Genomic DNA, 16,683 nt, shown 5'->3' on the forward strand with positions numbered 1-16,683 from the left:
TTATAAATTATAATTGAATTTTGATTTCCATTGCTGTTCCTTTTTTCCAAGAAACTGGAATTTCTATATTGTTTTTAACGGTTTTGAAAGCAATAGTTTTTCCGTTTCCGGTTACTGATTTTGCTTTTATATTGTGAACGATAAATGAAACATTCTTATCAGATGATGGAAAGTTTTTCCCAACTTCAGAACTCAATTTAACAACTACTGTTTTGCCATTGGTATTGCCATTAAAATTCAAAACTTCAAATGCTCCTTTTTCAAAAGCGTTTGCCGTTTTTCCGTCATCATTGTATAATTTTCCGGAACTTTGAGTGGTTTTCGCATCAAAATAATAATGCAAATCGAAGTTGTCTAAAGAATATTTCGATGTGTTTTGGATGGTTTTTATCATTGGAATAAAAGCGCCTCCACGAACAAATACAGGTATATGGTCTTCAACAACGGTAATGGTTGAAGTCGTTCCAGCCAATTGTTCTTCATCGGAATAGAAATCAAACCAGTTGTTGTTTTTTGGAAAATACACGGAGGTTGAAGTCACTCCAGATTTTGTGATGGGTGTAACTAAGAAGTCATTCCCCCAAAGATAGGTTTCGCAAACGGTCAATAATTTGGTGTTGTTGGGTTCTTCAAAAAATAAAGGTCGCATCAAAGGTGTTCCTTTTTGGCTGTTTTCGAAAGCCAAAGTGTAGTTATACGGTAAAAGTTGGTAACGCAATTCTACTAGTTTCTTGGCTTTTGCTTTGGTGATGATGTCTTTGCGAGCCACTTCTGATGCCACTTCTTCTTGGGCGTGCGGACGAAATATCGGTTGGAAAACGCCGTATTGCAACCAACGAAGGTATAATTCGTTGTCGAAATAATCGCCGGCAAAACCGCCCAAATCCGAGTGCATATAAGCCATTCCCTGCATTCCCATTTGAAGGGAAATTTCGGTTTGCGATTGCAATCCACCCCAAGAACGACTCACGTCACCCGACCAAGGCATCATCCCGAAACGTTGCGAACCCGAATAGCCGGCACGCATTAATATAAACGGACGTTGATTTGGAAAGTCTTTTTTGTAACCGTCGGCGATTAATTTTGCCCAATTGTGTCCGTAAACATTGTGGATTTCGTCGGATTTTCCGCCAGCAGTCAAGGCTTCGGAAGGGAAAACTTCGGGTTCGCCCAAATCACCCCAAAGTCCGCCAACTCCTTGGTTGATCAATCGTTTGTATATATTCCAGAACCAATCTTTTCCTTCTGGTTTGAAAATGTCGATGATTCCGGTGTTGCCAAAGTAGAAATCATAGGTAAATGGATTTCCGTTTTTATCGGTTGCCACCACTTTTTTGTCCACGGCTTCTTGCCATTTCTTGGAAGTTGTGAGTACAAAAGGTTCGGTAATGAGAACTGTTTTGATTCCTTTCGCATTCAAATCGGCCATCATTTTTTCGGGGTTTGGGAAGGTTTCTTTTTCCCAATCTAAGTTGCCCATTGTGCCTTTCATTTCTTTGCCAAACCAATACAAATCGAGAATCACGGCATCGACAGGAATTTGGTCGTCTTCGAATTTCTTGATGGTTTTTTCGACTTCTTCTTGGGAGTGATACCCAAAACGAGAGGAAAAATTCCCCAAAGTCCATCGAGCGGGCAAAGGTTGTTTTCCAGTTAAATCGGTATAATTCGAAATCAAATCCGTCCAGGAATCGCCCACGATTACTTGGTAGGTTTTTCGGCCGGAAATGGTTTCATACGCCAAAGTATTCTCTTTCTTGCTGTCTAAATCCAAGTAGCCAATAGCGGAATTGTCAAAATGAACCGCATACATTTTCGACGATAACACCATTGGAATGCAGAAATTCATTAAATCAGCTCGGGTTTCGTAACCATAACTGGCGCGATTGTACAATTGCAAACGATTCCCGCGACGATTCATTCCCAAAACTCTTGCGCCACCACCGTAAATCATTTCGGAACTGTCAAGGTTGAAATCGATGACTTCGGCGTTTTCTTTTTTGGAGTAGCCGTTTTTTTCCGACAAAAACATTTGATTTCCTTTTCCATAAAAAATTTGAAAAGGTGATTTTTGAACTGAAACTAATATTCCTTTGGTGTAAAGATGAATAAAACTTGGCGTTTCAATTATTTTTGAAATTCCAGTTTTTGGAGCTAAAACGACGGCTTGAGAGTTTGGATTAAAGGTTTCTCCCTTTGGAATAAAAGAGGTTTCTACAATTTTTTCAGAATAGGCTTTGATGATATATTGACCTTCCGAAGTGTTTATTTCTAATGTATTGTTGACTTCTTTGAAGCTTTCGAATTTTCTATTTGCGTTTTGTGCAAAGGAAAGTGAACTTATCAATAATAAGAAAAGTAATTTTTTCATTGTTTGTGTTTTTTGAACCCTATAAGTCATATAAGGTCATTTAAGTTTTTCTTATATGGTTTAAATTATTTCAATTCCAATATCAAAACTGATTTGGGTTCCAATCTAACTTCTTGTGTAATGTCAATTAGTTGGTCAGTGATGATGTCTTTCCCCGTTTTGAAGTTTCCTATATTTTCGGCAAAGCGTTCCGTTTTTAGTGTTTTGGTTTCGTTGCTGTTGTTGAATGCAACCATCACGATTTCAGTTGCATTGTGTCTGAAATAGACATAAGTATTGTTTTCTGGAATGTAGTGCGTCATTTTTCCGAAATGAACGACCGATTTGTTTTTTCTCCAATTGAAGAGTTTGGAAGTAAAATCGAAATAGTCATTTTGAACTTGGCTTCGGCCTTCTTTGGTAAAAGCATTATTGGTATCGCCTTCCCATCCGCCCGGAAAATCTTGACGAATATCGGCATCGCCTTTGTCTTTGTTTCCTGCCATTCCAATTTCGGAACCGTAATAGGTTTGTGGAATTCCTCTTGCAGTGGCTATCAATGCCATCGCCATTTTGTATTTTCGAAGGTCGTTTTGATAGATGTGATTGATGCGATGCGTGTCGTGATTTTCGGCAAAAATCAACAAATTGTTGGGGTTTGGAAACAGAAAATCATTGGTGAAATTATCATAGATTTTGTCCATTCCAAGTCCCCACTTTCCTTCATCTACATTGAAAACTTGTAATAATTCATCTGATAAATTAAAATCCATTACGCTGGGTAAATGGGAATTAAAATTCTGGATTTTACCTATCGGACTGTCTTTTTGCCAATAGGAAAGTTGAGCTTGATCGCGCATCGAAATTTCGCCAACGATATTAAAATTTGGATATTCGTCGGTGATGGCTTTGGTCCATTTTGTGATGGCAGTTGGATCGGCATAATTGTAAGTATCGACTCTGAAACCGTCTAAGTTGGCAAATTCAATCCACCAAATGGCGTTTTGAGTAAGGTAATTTAATACCAACGGATTGGTTTGATTCAAATCGGGCATCGATGGCGCAAACCATCCATCCATGCATATTTTGGTATCGCTTTTTGATGCGTTTATATCGTGAATTACTGTTCTTCTATGATTGGTTTGTGTGAAATTTTCAAATTGATGAATCCAATCTTGAGTAGGTAAATCCTTCATCATCCAATGTTGCATTCCCCAATGATTGGTAACATAATCCATCACTAATTTTAAGTTTTTTTTATGCATTTCAGAAGCTAATCTGGCATAATCCTCGTTGGTTCCGTAGCGAGGGTCAATTTTGTAAACATCGGTTTGGGCGTAGGTATGATAGGAATATACGGCTTCGTTGTCTTCGCAAAGTGGTGTAATCCAAAGGGTTGTTGCGCCGAGTTCTTTGATGTAATCTAAATGATTGATAATGCCTTGAATGTCGCCTCCGTGTCGTCCTTCGGGTAATTCTCGGTTGTATTTTTCGGTGGTTGAGGCATCGCTGTTGTTATTAGAATTGCCGTTAGAAAATCGATCTGGCATGATCAAATACATCATATCTGAAGCGTCAAAACTTTTGCGTTCGGCTGAGTTTTCTCTTCGCTGTTTTAAGTTGTATTTTTCAGTAAAAACAACTTTATCTTTTTCTTTAAAAAGGAAATGAAACTCTTTTGGAGGTATATTTTTGGTATTAATGGTAACGAAAATGTAATTTTGATTTGATGTTCGCTCCACTTTTGTAATGGGAATAGAATTGGTGGTAGAAACATTATATTTCGTAATGTTTTTGCCATAAAACATGATTTGTAATTCGGGATTTTTCATCCCGGCATACCAAAAAGGAGGTTCTATTCTTTCGATTTGTGCGAACATAGTTGAGGACGTAAAAATTAAGAACAATAAAAATAGTTTTTTCATTTGACAAATAATTAAATTTATTTCAACTTTATTATTAAACATATAAGGCATATAAGTTCATTTAAGTTTTCTTATATGTCCTTATATGCCTTATGTGATTTTAATTTTTAAACCGTTTCTAAAGATTTGGTTTCACCAAAACGGCATCTTCATTGACAAATACAGTCAGTTCTTGTGTTCCTTCGAGCGAGAATTTGGTTTCATTGTGATTGATTTCCACTTTCAAAATCTGGTTTCTGAAATTGATTTTAAAGGTATATCCAGTCCATTCTTTTGGAATTTTTGGAGAGAAATGAAGCGCATCATTTTTGACTCTCATTCCGCCAAAACCTTCCACAATACTCATCCAAGTTCCTGCCATCGAGGTGATGTGGCAACCTTCTTCTACTTCTTTGTTATAATCGTCAAGGTCTAAACGTGAGGTTCTTAGATAAAATGTATAGGCTAAATCCATCTTATCTAATTTTGCCGCTTGAATGGAATGCACGCAAGGCGAAAGCGAACTTTCGTGAACGGTAAACGGTTCGTAAAAATCGAAATGTTTCTCTAATTGTTCCGTTGTAAAATGATCTTCAAAGAAGTAAAACCCTTGTAAAGTATCGGCTTGTTTGATGTAAGGCGAACGCAAAACTCTATCCCAAGACCATTTTTGGTTGATGGGGCGTTGCGATTTGTCTAAATCTTTAACAGGTACTAAATGTTTATCTAAGAAACCGTCTTGTTGCAAATAAACACCATATTTTTCTGAGAAAGGGAAGTACATATTGCCCGAAACTTTTTTCCAATCTTGCAATTCAGCATCGGATAATTGTACTTTTTCGATGATGCTTTTGTGGTCTGATGGATATTCCAATGATACTTTTTGAATTTGTTCGTGAGCATAATCAATACACCATTTGGCTATATAATTGGTGTAGAAATTATTGTTTACGTTATTTTCATATTCGTTTGGACCAGTAACTCCAAGGATTACATACTGGTTTTTTTCGGTAGAAAAATTCGCTCTTTGATACCAAAAACGGGCAATTCCGATTAGAACTTCCAAACCTTTTTCGGGAATATAGCTGTAATCGCCAGTGAAACGATGATAGTTGAAAATCGCAAAAGCTATCGCGCCATTTCTGTGGATTTCTTCGTGAGTGATTTCCCATTCGTTGTGGCATTCTTCGCCATTCATGGTCACCATTGGATACAAAGCGGCTCCGTTTGTAAAACCCAAATTGTCTTTCGCATTTTCAATGGCTTTGTCCAATTGATTGTATCGGTATGTCAATAAATTTCTGGCGACTTGTTGGTCTTTTGTAGCCATATAGAATGGAATACAATAGGCTTCGGTATCCCAATAAGTCGAGCCTCCGTATTTTTCGCCAGTAAATCCTTTTGGACCAATATTCAAACGAGAATCTTTGCCAGAATAGGTTTGATTCAATTGAAAAATATTAAAACGAATGCCTTGTTGTGCTTTCACATCGCCTTCGATGGTGATGTCTGACATTTCCCAAATTTTGGACCAAGCTTCGATTTGGTCAGCTAATAATTGGTCATATCCTTTTGCTAAAGCTTCTTTTATTACAGTTTCTGCGGCAGTAACAGTGTTTTCGTGATTCATAGAAACCGTGTAACCACCAATTTTTTGAATGGACGATTTTTGTCCTTTGGCAATAATCACATCGTATGAAAATTGAATTTTATCGGTTCCTGTTTTTATATTGGAAGGAGAAATGTTGCCGTTTTTGTCGTTTACAAAAATGCTATTTTGCATAAAAGTTGTAACCTTGAAATGCGTTTTGAAGGTTTGAGCGGTTACAAATGCAGCATTTCCGGTTCTTTTTACATCCAATGGTTCCCAGAATTTTTCTTCCCAGTTGGCATCTTCATTGGTTACACCAGCATCAACATAAGGTTTGTAAACTATTTTTGTATCTTTATTTAAGGCGGTGATTTCATAGTTAATGATTCCCACTTCGTCCAGATTCATACACAGGAAACGACGAATAGTTACGCCAATTTCGGTTCCGTTTTGCAAAGTAGCTTCGAAGGAACGGTTGTACCAACCTTCTTTCATATTCAACTCGCGACGGAAGTTTTTTACTTCTGTGCAAGTGTTCAAATCGAGGATTTCATCATTGATTTCGATGTCGATTCCAATCCAGTTTGGAGCGTTGAGTACTTTGGCAAAATATTTTGGATAACCATTTTTCCACCAACCTACTTTGGTCTTATCAGGATAATAAATTCCTGCTATATAACTTCCTTGAAAGGTTTTCCCTGTGTAATTTTCTTCAAAATTCGCGCGTTGCCCCATCGCACCGTTGCCAATGCTGAAAAGACTTTCGGACGATTTTACGCTCTCTGCATCAAATCCCTCTTCAATGATGGACCAATTGTCTGCTTTTATATAATCTTGGTTCATTTTTTTTAGTTTAAAGGTTTCAGGTTTCAAGTTTCAAGTTCTTTGACCTGAAACTTGAAACTTGAAACAAATTTATTTAATCAAATTATCGATAAAGGTTTTATCCATTTGGGTAAAATCTTTGAATAAATATTTTGCTTCGTGCAGGGTTGCTGCTTCACCAATTCCCACGCTTGTCATTCCGCCAATATTGGCTGCTTGAACTCCTGCAACTGAGTCTTCAAAAACAATTGAATCTTCTGGTTTAGTGTTTAACAATTTGGCAGCAAGCAAGAAAACTTCGGGATCGGGTTTGGCATTCGACACGTCATTTCCGTCAACAATAGCATCGAAATAAGATAAAGTCCCTGTTTTTTCGAGAATAGGTCTAGCGTTTTTACTGGCAGAGCCTAAGGCTATAAGTTGTTTTTTTTCTTTCAAATAGTTTAAAATAGGCATCACTCCTGGTAGGATTTCGCTTTCGTCCATATCGACTAAATAGGACAAATAATCTTCATTTTTTTGAATGAGCCATCTGTTTTTGTCTTCTTGTGGAGCTTTTACTTTTCCTAATTCTAAAATTATATCAAGCGAGCGCACACGGCTAACTCCTTTTAGTAATTCGTTGTTTTGGTGTGTGAATTCGAAACCTAGAGAATCGGCGATTTTTTTCCATGCTAGAAAATGATATTTTGCGGTGTCCACAATTACGCCGTCAAGGTCGAATATAAATGCTTTTGTGTTCATTATTATAATTATTTATTTAGCTGTTGAAACGCTTTCTTTGACAAAAAATACGGCTAGACCAGCAATCAACATTGAAACTCCTGCAATAACAATAATTGCCATTGGAAAACCTCCAAACAAAGCAATAATTGTGCTTCCTAATAGTCCTGCAGCAATTTGTGGAATGGTAATGGTGGCATTGAATAATCCCATATAAACTCCCATTTTGTCGGCTGGTAGCGAACCTGAAAGCATAGCGTAAGGCATGGCTAAAATAGCTGCCCAAGCCAATCCTACTCCAGAAATCGAAAGTAATAAAATGGTTTTGTCGTGTACAAAATACATCGAAGCCAAGCCGATTCCGCCCATTAAAAGTGAAAAGCTATAGGTTTTCTTTCTTCCTATTGATTTGGCAATTGTTGGGATTAGTAATGAGAATAAAGCTGCAACCGCACTGTAAAAGGCAAATAATACTCCTGTCCAATCTCCTGCTTCGTTGAAACCAATGGATTTTGGGTCTAAAGCTTCTGGTCCCCAAACTTGGTTAGCAATGGCTCTGGTGGTATAGACCCACATTAAAAATAAAGCAAACCAAGAAAAGAATTGTACGATTCCTAATTGCCAAAATATTTTTGGGGCGTTTGAAATTAATTTGAGAATGCTTGTTTTTTCGGTTACATGCTCAGCTTCTAAGTCGATGTCGTTGTATTGAGCATGTTCTTTAGGTCCGTATTCTTTGGTTCTAAAAACCGTCCAAAGCACAGTTATCAATAGAATTGTTCCACCAATATAAAAAGACCAGATTACAGATGCTGCTACTTTTTCGCCAGCTGCGGGCACGTTTGCAATTCCTGCTTTGGCCAGAATCCAAGGTAATAAGGAACCAAAAACAGCTCCAAAATTGATTAAAGCACTTTGCAAAGAATAGCCCAGATTTTTCTGTTCGTCGTTGACCATATCGCCAACGAGAGCTCTAAAAGGTTGCATGGTTACATTAAAAGAAGTGTCCATTAACAGTAGCATTACAGCGCCAAAAATTAAAGGCGGTAACAAATAAGTAAAGTATTCTGCATTGGGCATAAAGAACATTGCCAAAGCCGAAACAATGGCTCCAAAAAATATAAATGGAATTCTGCGTCCAAGACGAGTCCAGGTTTTATCACTAGAAAGACCAATAATTGGCTGAACAATCAAACCAGCAAGTGGTGCTGCGAGCCAAAAATATCCAATACTGTGAACATCGGCTCCGAGCGCTTCTAAAATCCGGCTGGTATTGCCATTTTGGAGAGAATATCCGATTTGTACTCCTAGGAATCCAAAGCTTAGATTCCAGATTTGCCAAAAACTTAATTTGGGTTTTTTCATTATCGTATATTGTTTTAAATGTACGATAAGCACCTTGCTTATCAAAACTTAACTCATTTTTCGAAGTAAAAGTAAAAGTTTTGAAAGGTGTAAATATATTAAAAGAAGTTAGAAGTTAGAAGTCGGGAGTTGGAAAAGTATTTATTTCAAAAACTACAACGTAATAGTGTGAATAAGTTTTAGTTAGAAGGCTAGTGGGAATGTCTATTTCAATGGCAATATTGAAAAAACTGAATTTTGAAATTGCCATTGAAATTGAATTTTAAAGAGTGGATTCTCTTTCTATCAAATGGGTTTCGATTACCACTGTTTTGTATATTTCTTCTAATTCTTCTTCTGATTCTTCATCTTCGGCTTCTAATCTTTCGATTAAAATTTTTGCTGCAACAGCTCCCATTTCTGCTCCGTTTTGGCTTACTGTTGTGATGGTTGGAGTCGAATATTTCGAAATAATTCCATCGGTAAATGCAATAACAGCTAAATCTTCTGGAACTTTTATTCCCATTTTATGGGCTATTTTGATGATGGTTACTGCAAAAAGTTCGTTTACAGCAAATACGGCATCAAACGCTTTTTCTTGAAGTAATTGAGCGATTGTAATTTCGCAATTGTCCACATTTTCTATTTTGATAATTAAATTTTCATCAAAATGTAAACCGTTATCTATCAGGGCTTTTGTGTAGCCATCGGTCCTAAATTTTCCTACACTCACATAATCTACTGTGGTTACGAGGGCGATTTTTTTACGTCCTTTGTCGATCAAATTTTGAACGGCTTCATACGCGGCTAATTCATCATTTATAATCACTTTGTCACAAAGAATATCATTGGTAACTCGGTCAAACATTACTACCGGCATTCCTTGATTGATCACTTCGGTAATGTGATGAAAATCGCCTTTGAATTGGGTTTCTTTGGAGAGTGACATAATAAATCCGTCGATGCTACCATTGGCAAGCATTTCCATATTAAGGACTTCTTTGTCGAAAGAATCGTCTGACAGGCAGATAATTACGCTATATCCATTTTCGTTGGCCACATGTTCGATTCCGTTGATAACGGTCGAGAAGAAATAATGAACAATTTCTGGAATGATAATCCCGATGGTTTTTGTTTTTCTGTTTTTTAAACTTAGTGCAATATTATTGGGTTTGTAGTGATAAAATTTGGCAAAAGCCTGAACTTTTAATCTAGTTTCTTCTCCTATTTCAAGGCTGTTTCTTAGTGATTTTGAAACGGTCGAAATGGATACATCTAGTTCTTTTGCAATTTGCTTTAGGGTTACCTTTTTTTTCATATTAAAATTTGATAAAAATCATTTTCGTAATAAAGATAAAATATTATTTAGATTATGACAATTTTAGGGCTGTAAAATTATAGAAAATAAAAAACTTTTCAACACTATCACGTTTTCGTAACTGTTTTAAGCTTTGCCTTTGTTGTGCGTGTTAATAATTATCTAATTTTACCATTCGAAGTAAAGGTAATATTAAACAAAAACCAAATTAATTTAAACTAAAAGTATGAAAACAATTTACAAAAAGTTGTTATTTTTATTGTTATTCCTGCCTTTTTGCGTTCTAGCTCAGAACACAATAGGAGGAACTGTTCTTGATAAAATTACAGGGCAGCCCATTCCAGGAGTAAATGTAAATGTACAAGGAAGCACTACTGGTGCTTCGACAGATCTAGACGGAAAATTTAGATTATCAAATGTTAAAAAAGGCGATAAAGTCGTTTTTTCTTTCGTTGGTTACAAAAGTGAAACTATAGTATTTAGTAGTCAGCAATCGATTTCGGTACAACTTGAGGAAGATTCAAGTCAGTTGAAAGAAGTTGTTATTCAGGTTGGTTATGGAACTGTTAAGAAAAAAGATGCAACAGGAGCAGTAGCTGTATTAGGAGCCAAAGACTTTAATAAAGGAGTTACCGTGAATGCGGATAATTTATTTAACGGTCGTGTTGCTGGAGTGACTGTAAATGCTGGAGGTGGTGCTCCAGGTTCTGGATCAACTATTCGAATTAGAGGAGGAGCTTCTTTAAATGCTTCAAACGATCCATTGATTGTAATTGATGGTTTGCCAATTGAAAATTCTACAGGTACTGGATCTACTTCGTTTTTGGCTTCATTAAATCCAAGTACGATAGAATCTTTTTCTATATTAAAGGATGCCTCTGCTACTGCCATTTATGGTTCTAGAGCGTCTAACGGGGTTATTTTGATTACGACCAAAAAGGGAGGTAAAAACCTTTCGGTAGAATTTAATTCTATGCTTGGAATAGGAAATTTAATTAAAACAGTTGATGTTTTTGATGCCGCTACTTTGAGAAAAGTTGTAACAGAACAAAATCCAAGTTTGCTTTCTAGATTAGGGAATGCAAATACCGATTGGCAAAAAGAAATTTATAGACAAACAACCTACACAGATGCCAATGTATCTGTAAGAGGAAGTTTGCTAGGCGTATTACCAACTCGTCTTACAGTTGGAAAGACCTATCAAGAAGGTTTGCGTTTGACTAATGTTTTTAATAGAAATACGGTTGGTTTAGCTTTGAATCCTACTTTGTTTCAAGACCACTTAAAATTGCGTTTGAATGCCAATTATAGTAACGAAAACAACTCTTTTGCAGATGCAGTAGAGAGTAGTGCAATAAATTTTGACCCAACACAACCAGTGTATGACAATACTTCAAAATTTGCTAATTTTTATGAAAATTACAATCATGCAACAGGAGCTTTAACTCCTCAAACTACTCGAAATCCTGTAGCTCAATTGCTTCAAACGGACAATACAGGATATAGTAATCGTCTTTTTGGAAATTTTGAAGCAGATTACAAAATGCACTTTTTGCCAGAATTAAGAGCTGTTGTAAATGTTGGTTTTGATGAAACTCATGGTCAAACTTCTAGATATGCAGGACTAGATGTAGCCTCTTCAGGTTCTAATAATAATATCCCTTACGGGACTAATGAAATATCAAGAGGTCATAGAAAAAACACATTATTTGACGCTTTTTTAGCCTATAACAAAACTTTCGATAAATTAGTTTTCGATTTAACAGGTGGTTATTCTTATCAAAAATTCGAAAACAATACTTATATACAAGGGAATCTTAATGATCCTAATTTACCAACTACAGGAGTTGGAGGATTTCCACAATATAAAGTGGCAACTCCAGTAGTATTGTTAGGTTATTTTGCTAGAACTAATTTAAACTATAATGACAAGTATTTATTGACTTTGTCTTACAGACGTGATGGTTCTTCACGTTTTGCTAAAGAGAATCGTTTTGGTAATTTCCCGGCTGCCTCTTTTGCTTGGAAAGCGAGCAATGATTTCTTTAAAGACAGCGAAACTGTATCTGATTTAAAAGTAAGGGTAGGTTGGGGTATTACAGGACAACAAGATATAGGTGATGCTGCTAATATTTATTTACAAAAATATGTTACAGGTAGTGGTTCTTCACAATATACTTTTGGAACTACAGCTCTTCCTATTGCCATTTCATCGGCTTACAACGAGCAAATTAAATGGGAAGAAACCACAACTTATAATGCTGGGGTAGATTACGGTCTATTCAAAAATAGAATAAATGGTAGTGTAGATGTTTTCTATAAAGTTTCTTCAGATTTGTTAGTAAAAGGACCATTAGCAGATGGTAGTAATTTTTCTAATGCTATATTTCAAAACGTAGGTCAATTTACTACTAAAGGTGTTGAGTTTACGATAAATGCTGATATTATTAAATCAGATAATTTTAATTGGAATGTTAACTTCAATGCCACCCATTTTGATAGAAAAATTGACGAATTGATTTATCACACCATTATTAGAACTGGCGATAATATTGCAGGAACAGGTACTCAAGCAAAAGTGTATCAAGAAGGTTTTGCTCCAGATTCTTTTTGGGTTTACAAACAATTATATGATGTAAGTGGCAAGCCTATTGAAGGAGCTTATGCTGACTCAAACGGTGATGGCGTTATCAATGCCGATGATAAATACATTTACAAAAATCAAGATGCAAAACTTGTTTTAGGATTTACAACCAATTTGAATTATAACAAATTTGATTTATCATTCGCCTTGCGTTCCAACATTGGCAACAGCGTATTTAATGCTGTAAATGCTAGCCGAGCTCAATATGGTAGGCTTAATACAGGTGCAGATATAACTAATTTGCCTACCTCTGTAGTGAATACAGGATTTAACAATACATCAACTGTAGTTTTATCTGATATTTATGTTGAAAATGCTTCTTTCTTGAGAATGGACAACATTTCCTTAGGTTATACCTTCCCAAAATGGTTCAATGACAAAATATCTTTAAGATTAACTGCAGGATGCCAAAACGTGTTTGTTATTACTAAATATTCAGGTTTAGACCCAGAGATAAATAATGGTGTTGATGGTGCTATTTATCCAAGACAACGTTCCTTTTTATTTGGTACTAATATAAAATTTTAATAAAATAATCTAAAGACATGAAAAAAATAAATTTAATAGTATCTATATTTTCATTAGTGACATTATTATCTTGTACGCAAGATTTAGATGTAATTTCTACTGACAGTACAGTAAAAACTCCAGAAGCACTCTTCTCTACCCCAGAAGGGTACAAGCAAGCACTTGCAGGAGTTTATGGAAACCTTTCCTTGACAGGAACAGGTGATGCTGGTTCTTCCTTTTTAGAAGGGATAGATGCAGGTACCAGCCAGTTTGGACGTTGCTTGTGGTATTTACAAGAAATGACCACTGATGAAGTGGTTTGGAGTTATGAAAATGACGAAGGAACAGCAGAATTAAACAGAAATACTTGGGGTTCTAGTAATCCAATTTTGTTAGGATTTTTTAGTAGAACAATGGCCGAAGTGGCTATTGCCAATGACTTTTTACGTCAATCGGCTCCTGAAAAATTAACCTCTCGTGGTATTACAAATGCTACCGATGTTGCAAACATAAATATGTACCGCAACGAAGTGAGAGTTTTAAGAGCTTATGCTTATTATAACTTAATGGATATGTTTGGTAAAGCGCCTTTTTATGATGAAAGTTCGGCTATCAACTCGCAAGGTCCAGAATACAACAGACAACAACTTTTCACTTTCATAGAAAGTGAATTGAATGCGGTTTTGCCAAATTTAAAAGCAGCTAGAACAAACGAATATGGACGAGTAGATCAAGGTGTTGCCAATATGATTTTGGCAAAAATATACTTGAATGCTGAGGTTTACATTGGAACACCAAAATATACTGAGTGTATGACAAAATGTTCAACAATTATCACAAGTGGTTATGCTTTGAATACTAATTATTTAAATAATTTTAAGGCTGATAACAATACTTCATCCGAGATTATTTTTGCCTTACAATCTGACGGGCGTGTAACACAAAACTATGGTGCTACAACCGTAATCATCAATGGTCAAGTAGGTTCTGTAGAAAGTAATGGAGCTGATTTTGGAGTAGGAGGTTGGGGCGGAGCCTTTAGATTAAGAAAACAATTTGTTCAAAAATTTGATGGTTCTGATTATGCAGCTGATGTTAGAAATACTATAATTAGCGGTTCTAGACCTATTGATATTACTAATATTAGTACTAATGGTCAAGGGTATGTTTTGGCTAAATGGTCGAACAAAACTGTTGCAGGTGTTGCAGGAAGCAGTTCAAATTTTGTAGATACTGATTTTCCGGTATTTCGTTTAGCCGATGCTTATCTGATGTATGCCGAAGCTCAAATGCGTAAAGGTGGAGCTATAAACGGAGGAACTTTGGCCAATGCCGATGCCACTTCTTTAGGATACATTAATGCTTTGCGCACTCGTGCCAAAGGGGTTAGTGTTGGGGCTACTGCTGTAAATCTTGACTTCATTATAGACGAAAGAGCAAGAGAATTACATTGGGAAGCATTTAGAAGACAAGACTTAATTCGTTTTGGTAAATATACTACAGGTTACAATTGGGCTTGGAAAGGAAACAGCTTGAATGGAACATCTATTTCAGATAACATGAAATTATTTCCAATTCCTGCTAACTCACTCAAAGCAAATCCAAATTTGACTCAGAACAATGGTTATTAGAGAATTTAAAAAGATATAAAAATGAAAAACACACTTAAATTATTAATTGCTTTCATTAGTTTTCTTACACTTTTGTCGTGTACTGAAGACGTGGAACATAAAACTGCGGCAGCTAAAAGTACAGGAATTAATTTACTGACACCAACTTCCAGTTTTAACTTGGTTTTAGATGGAGCTAAATTAAACGAATTGGCCACGACTTTCGTTTGGAATGATACAGAAAATAGTGCTGCGGGTACTTCGGTAAGTTATACTATCGAAGCAGCTAAATCAGGTACTAACTTTGCAAAAACCGTAGTCTTAGGTTCAGCAACCACTAGTCTTTTTAAAGATATTACAGTTGGTAATTTAGATGCTGCTGCAAAAGCACTTGGAATGCCAGCTCTTGTAGAAGGACTTATGGATGTTCGTGTAAAATCAGCTGCGGGAACTTCTAATTTTTATACCTTGAAAGTCACTCCATATCAACCCAATTGGGGTATTATTGGCGATGCCACTTCAGCGGGATGGGATCTTAGTACTGATATGATTTATAATGCTGCAACCGATACTTATTCTATTTCACTTGGTTTAAAAACGGGTGCATTCAAATTTAGATTAGATAATGCTTGGACTACAAATTATGGAGATACTGGAAATAATCTTTCATTAGAAGCTGGCGGAGATAATATTCCTGTAACAGCAGGAAATTATACTATCGTTGCAAATTTCAAAACCCTTACTTATACCATAACTCCAATTGTAAATGCTTGGGGGGTTATAGGAGATGCAACTCCAACAGGATGGGATAATGATACATTGATGGATTACAATCCTACCACCAAAACGTACTCTATAATCATGAAGATGAAAGTAGGAGCTTTCAAATTCAGACTAGATCATGGTTGGGCTTCTAATTATGGTGATGATGGAAATAATCTAACATTAGATGCTGGAGGGGCTAATATTGCTATAACAACAGCTGGAACTTATTATATCACGGCCGATTTTACCGGATTGAAATATACTATCAAACAATTATAATTAAGAAGAATATGAAAAATATAATTAAATTTCTAATTGCTTTAATAAGCATAGCGGCGGTATCTTGTACTGATTCTGTAGAAGATAGAGAAGCTGTTGCAATTGGAACTGCGCCAGTATTAGTGGCGCCAGTAAACAATCTTACTATTGTTTTGGATAAAACCAAACCAAATGATTTGGCAACAACCGTAGTATGGAACTATGCAGCTTATGAAGGAACTCCTACTATTGTAAATTATAGTATAGAGTTTGCAGCAGCAGGAACAAATTTTGCATCACCTACAGTTGTTGCAACTTCTACAGACCGATTTAAAAATTTCACTGTAGATGAGCTAAATTCAGCAGCATTAAACTCAGGATTTCCTCCGTTTGTAGTAAGTTCTATTGATGTTCGAATCAAATCAACTGTAGGGACGACAGGAAGTGTTGTGCAAACCTCTAATTCTTATACTATTAAACTAACGCCTTATCCAGCTTGGCCTGATTGGGGTATTATTGGAAGTGCAACTCCAACAGGTTGGAACTCTGATACGAACATGGATTATGATTTAGCCACTAAAACATATTCAATTACTATGGATATGGTGGTTGGTGCTTATAAATTCAGATTAGATGATGGTTGGGGAACTAACTATGGAAGCAGTAGTGCGACTGGTGGAGCCTTAGTCTTAAACGGATCTGATATTCCAATAACTGTCGCTGGTAGTTATAAGATAACTGCAGACTTTAATGCTAAGGCTTATACGGTCAAAAAACTATAAACGTTAAAAAAAAAGGGCTGTTTTTAGGAATGGCCCTTTTTAATATTAAATAGATATTT

10 protein-coding genes are annotated in these 16,683 nt (G+C 36.1%); 4 read left to right on the plus strand and 6 right to left on the minus strand.

Features of this window, described 5'->3' with window-relative positions; all coding sequences use genetic code 11:
• Positions 1 to 7: 7 nt before the first annotated feature.
• The 6 genes from C3L50_RS06860 to C3L50_RS06885 form a co-directional block, all read right to left on the minus strand.
• Entirely contained in the window at positions 8 to 2,371 is a 2,364-nt protein-coding gene (locus tag C3L50_RS06860; RefSeq protein WP_103805555.1) for a glycoside hydrolase family 31 protein, read from the minus strand.
• Between the two features lie 65 nt (positions 2,372 to 2,436).
• Positions 2,437 to 4,275 carry a glycoside hydrolase family 13 protein gene (locus tag C3L50_RS06865; protein WP_103805423.1) on the minus strand — a complete coding sequence of 613 codons (1,839 nt, stop codon included), beginning with the start codon at positions 4,273 to 4,275 and terminating at the stop codon, positions 2,437 to 2,439.
• 118 nt (positions 4,276 to 4,393) lie between these two features.
• Positions 4,394 to 6,688: a glycoside hydrolase family 65 protein gene (locus C3L50_RS06870; RefSeq protein ID WP_103805556.1), complete on the minus strand. Its 2,295-nt coding sequence runs from the start codon at positions 6,686 to 6,688 to the stop codon at positions 4,394 to 4,396.
• Between the two features lie 72 nt (positions 6,689 to 6,760).
• Positions 6,761 to 7,414: a beta-phosphoglucomutase gene (gene pgmB, locus C3L50_RS06875; RefSeq protein ID WP_103805424.1), complete on the minus strand. Its 654-nt coding sequence runs from the start codon at positions 7,412 to 7,414 to the stop codon at positions 6,761 to 6,763.
• A 12-nt stretch (positions 7,415 to 7,426) separates the two neighbouring features.
• Positions 7,427 to 8,758, minus strand: a complete 1,332-nt coding sequence (locus C3L50_RS06880) for an MFS transporter (RefSeq protein WP_207764310.1) — start codon at positions 8,756 to 8,758, stop codon at positions 7,427 to 7,429.
• Positions 8,759 to 9,020: 262 nt separating this feature from the next.
• On the minus strand, positions 9,021 to 10,055 hold the full coding sequence (locus tag C3L50_RS06885; RefSeq protein WP_103805425.1) for a LacI family DNA-binding transcriptional regulator: 1,035 nt from the start codon (positions 10,053 to 10,055) through the stop codon (positions 9,021 to 9,023).
• Between the two features lie 226 nt (positions 10,056 to 10,281).
• Between C3L50_RS06885 and C3L50_RS06890 the strand changes: the two genes are divergently transcribed.
• The 4 genes from C3L50_RS06890 to C3L50_RS06905 are packed head-to-tail and all read left to right on the plus strand — an operon-like array spanning position 10,282 to position 16,624.
• The gene (locus C3L50_RS06890) at positions 10,282 to 13,227 is read left to right on the plus strand and encodes a SusC/RagA family TonB-linked outer membrane protein (RefSeq protein WP_103805426.1); all 2,946 of its coding nucleotides are present in this window, start codon (positions 10,282 to 10,284) and stop codon (positions 13,225 to 13,227) included.
• A 17-nt stretch (positions 13,228 to 13,244) separates the two neighbouring features.
• The gene (locus C3L50_RS06895; RefSeq protein ID WP_103805427.1) at positions 13,245 to 14,840 is read left to right on the plus strand and encodes a RagB/SusD family nutrient uptake outer membrane protein; all 1,596 of its coding nucleotides are present in this window, start codon (positions 13,245 to 13,247) and stop codon (positions 14,838 to 14,840) included.
• Positions 14,841 to 14,861: 21 nt separating this feature from the next.
• Complete coding sequence (locus tag C3L50_RS06900; protein ID WP_103805428.1) at positions 14,862 to 15,863, plus strand: SusE domain-containing protein; 1,002 nt, start codon at positions 14,862 to 14,864, stop codon at positions 15,861 to 15,863.
• Between the two features lie 11 nt (positions 15,864 to 15,874).
• Complete coding sequence (locus C3L50_RS06905; RefSeq protein WP_103805429.1) at positions 15,875 to 16,624, plus strand: SusE domain-containing protein; 750 nt, start codon at positions 15,875 to 15,877, stop codon at positions 16,622 to 16,624.
• Positions 16,625 to 16,683: the final 59 nt, after the last annotated feature.

Origin of the sequence: Flavobacterium alvei (assembly GCF_002920895.1) — a bacterium.
Taxonomy (GTDB): Bacteria; Bacteroidota; Bacteroidia; order Flavobacteriales; family Flavobacteriaceae; genus Flavobacterium; species Flavobacterium alvei.

What these genes read in the sequence shown, in the direction of transcription:
- C3L50_RS06885 (WP_103805425.1), bottom strand. Translation starts at nt 10,055, where the DNA reads ATGAAAAAAAAGGTAACCCTAAAGCAAATTGCAAAAGAACTAGATGTA.
- C3L50_RS06890 (WP_103805426.1), top strand. Translation starts at nt 10,282, where the DNA reads ATGAAAACAATTTACAAAAAGTTGTTATTTTTATTGTTATTCCTGCCT.
- pgmB (WP_103805424.1), bottom strand. Translation starts at nt 7,414, where the DNA reads ATGAACACAAAAGCATTTATATTCGACCTTGACGGCGTAATTGTGGAC.
- C3L50_RS06880 (WP_207764310.1), bottom strand. Translation starts at nt 8,758, where the DNA reads ATGAAAAAACCCAAATTAAGTTTTTGGCAAATCTGGAATCTAAGCTTT.
- C3L50_RS06905 (WP_103805429.1), top strand. Translation starts at nt 15,875, where the DNA reads ATGAAAAATATAATTAAATTTCTAATTGCTTTAATAAGCATAGCGGCG.
- C3L50_RS06870 (WP_103805556.1), bottom strand. Translation starts at nt 6,688, where the DNA reads ATGAACCAAGATTATATAAAAGCAGACAATTGGTCCATCATTGAAGAG.
- C3L50_RS06895 (WP_103805427.1), top strand. Translation starts at nt 13,245, where the DNA reads ATGAAAAAAATAAATTTAATAGTATCTATATTTTCATTAGTGACATTA.
- C3L50_RS06900 (WP_103805428.1), top strand. Translation starts at nt 14,862, where the DNA reads ATGAAAAACACACTTAAATTATTAATTGCTTTCATTAGTTTTCTTACA.
- C3L50_RS06865 (WP_103805423.1), bottom strand. Translation starts at nt 4,275, where the DNA reads ATGAAAAAACTATTTTTATTGTTCTTAATTTTTACGTCCTCAACTATG.
- C3L50_RS06860 (WP_103805555.1), bottom strand. Translation starts at nt 2,371, where the DNA reads ATGAAAAAATTACTTTTCTTATTATTGATAAGTTCACTTTCCTTTGCA.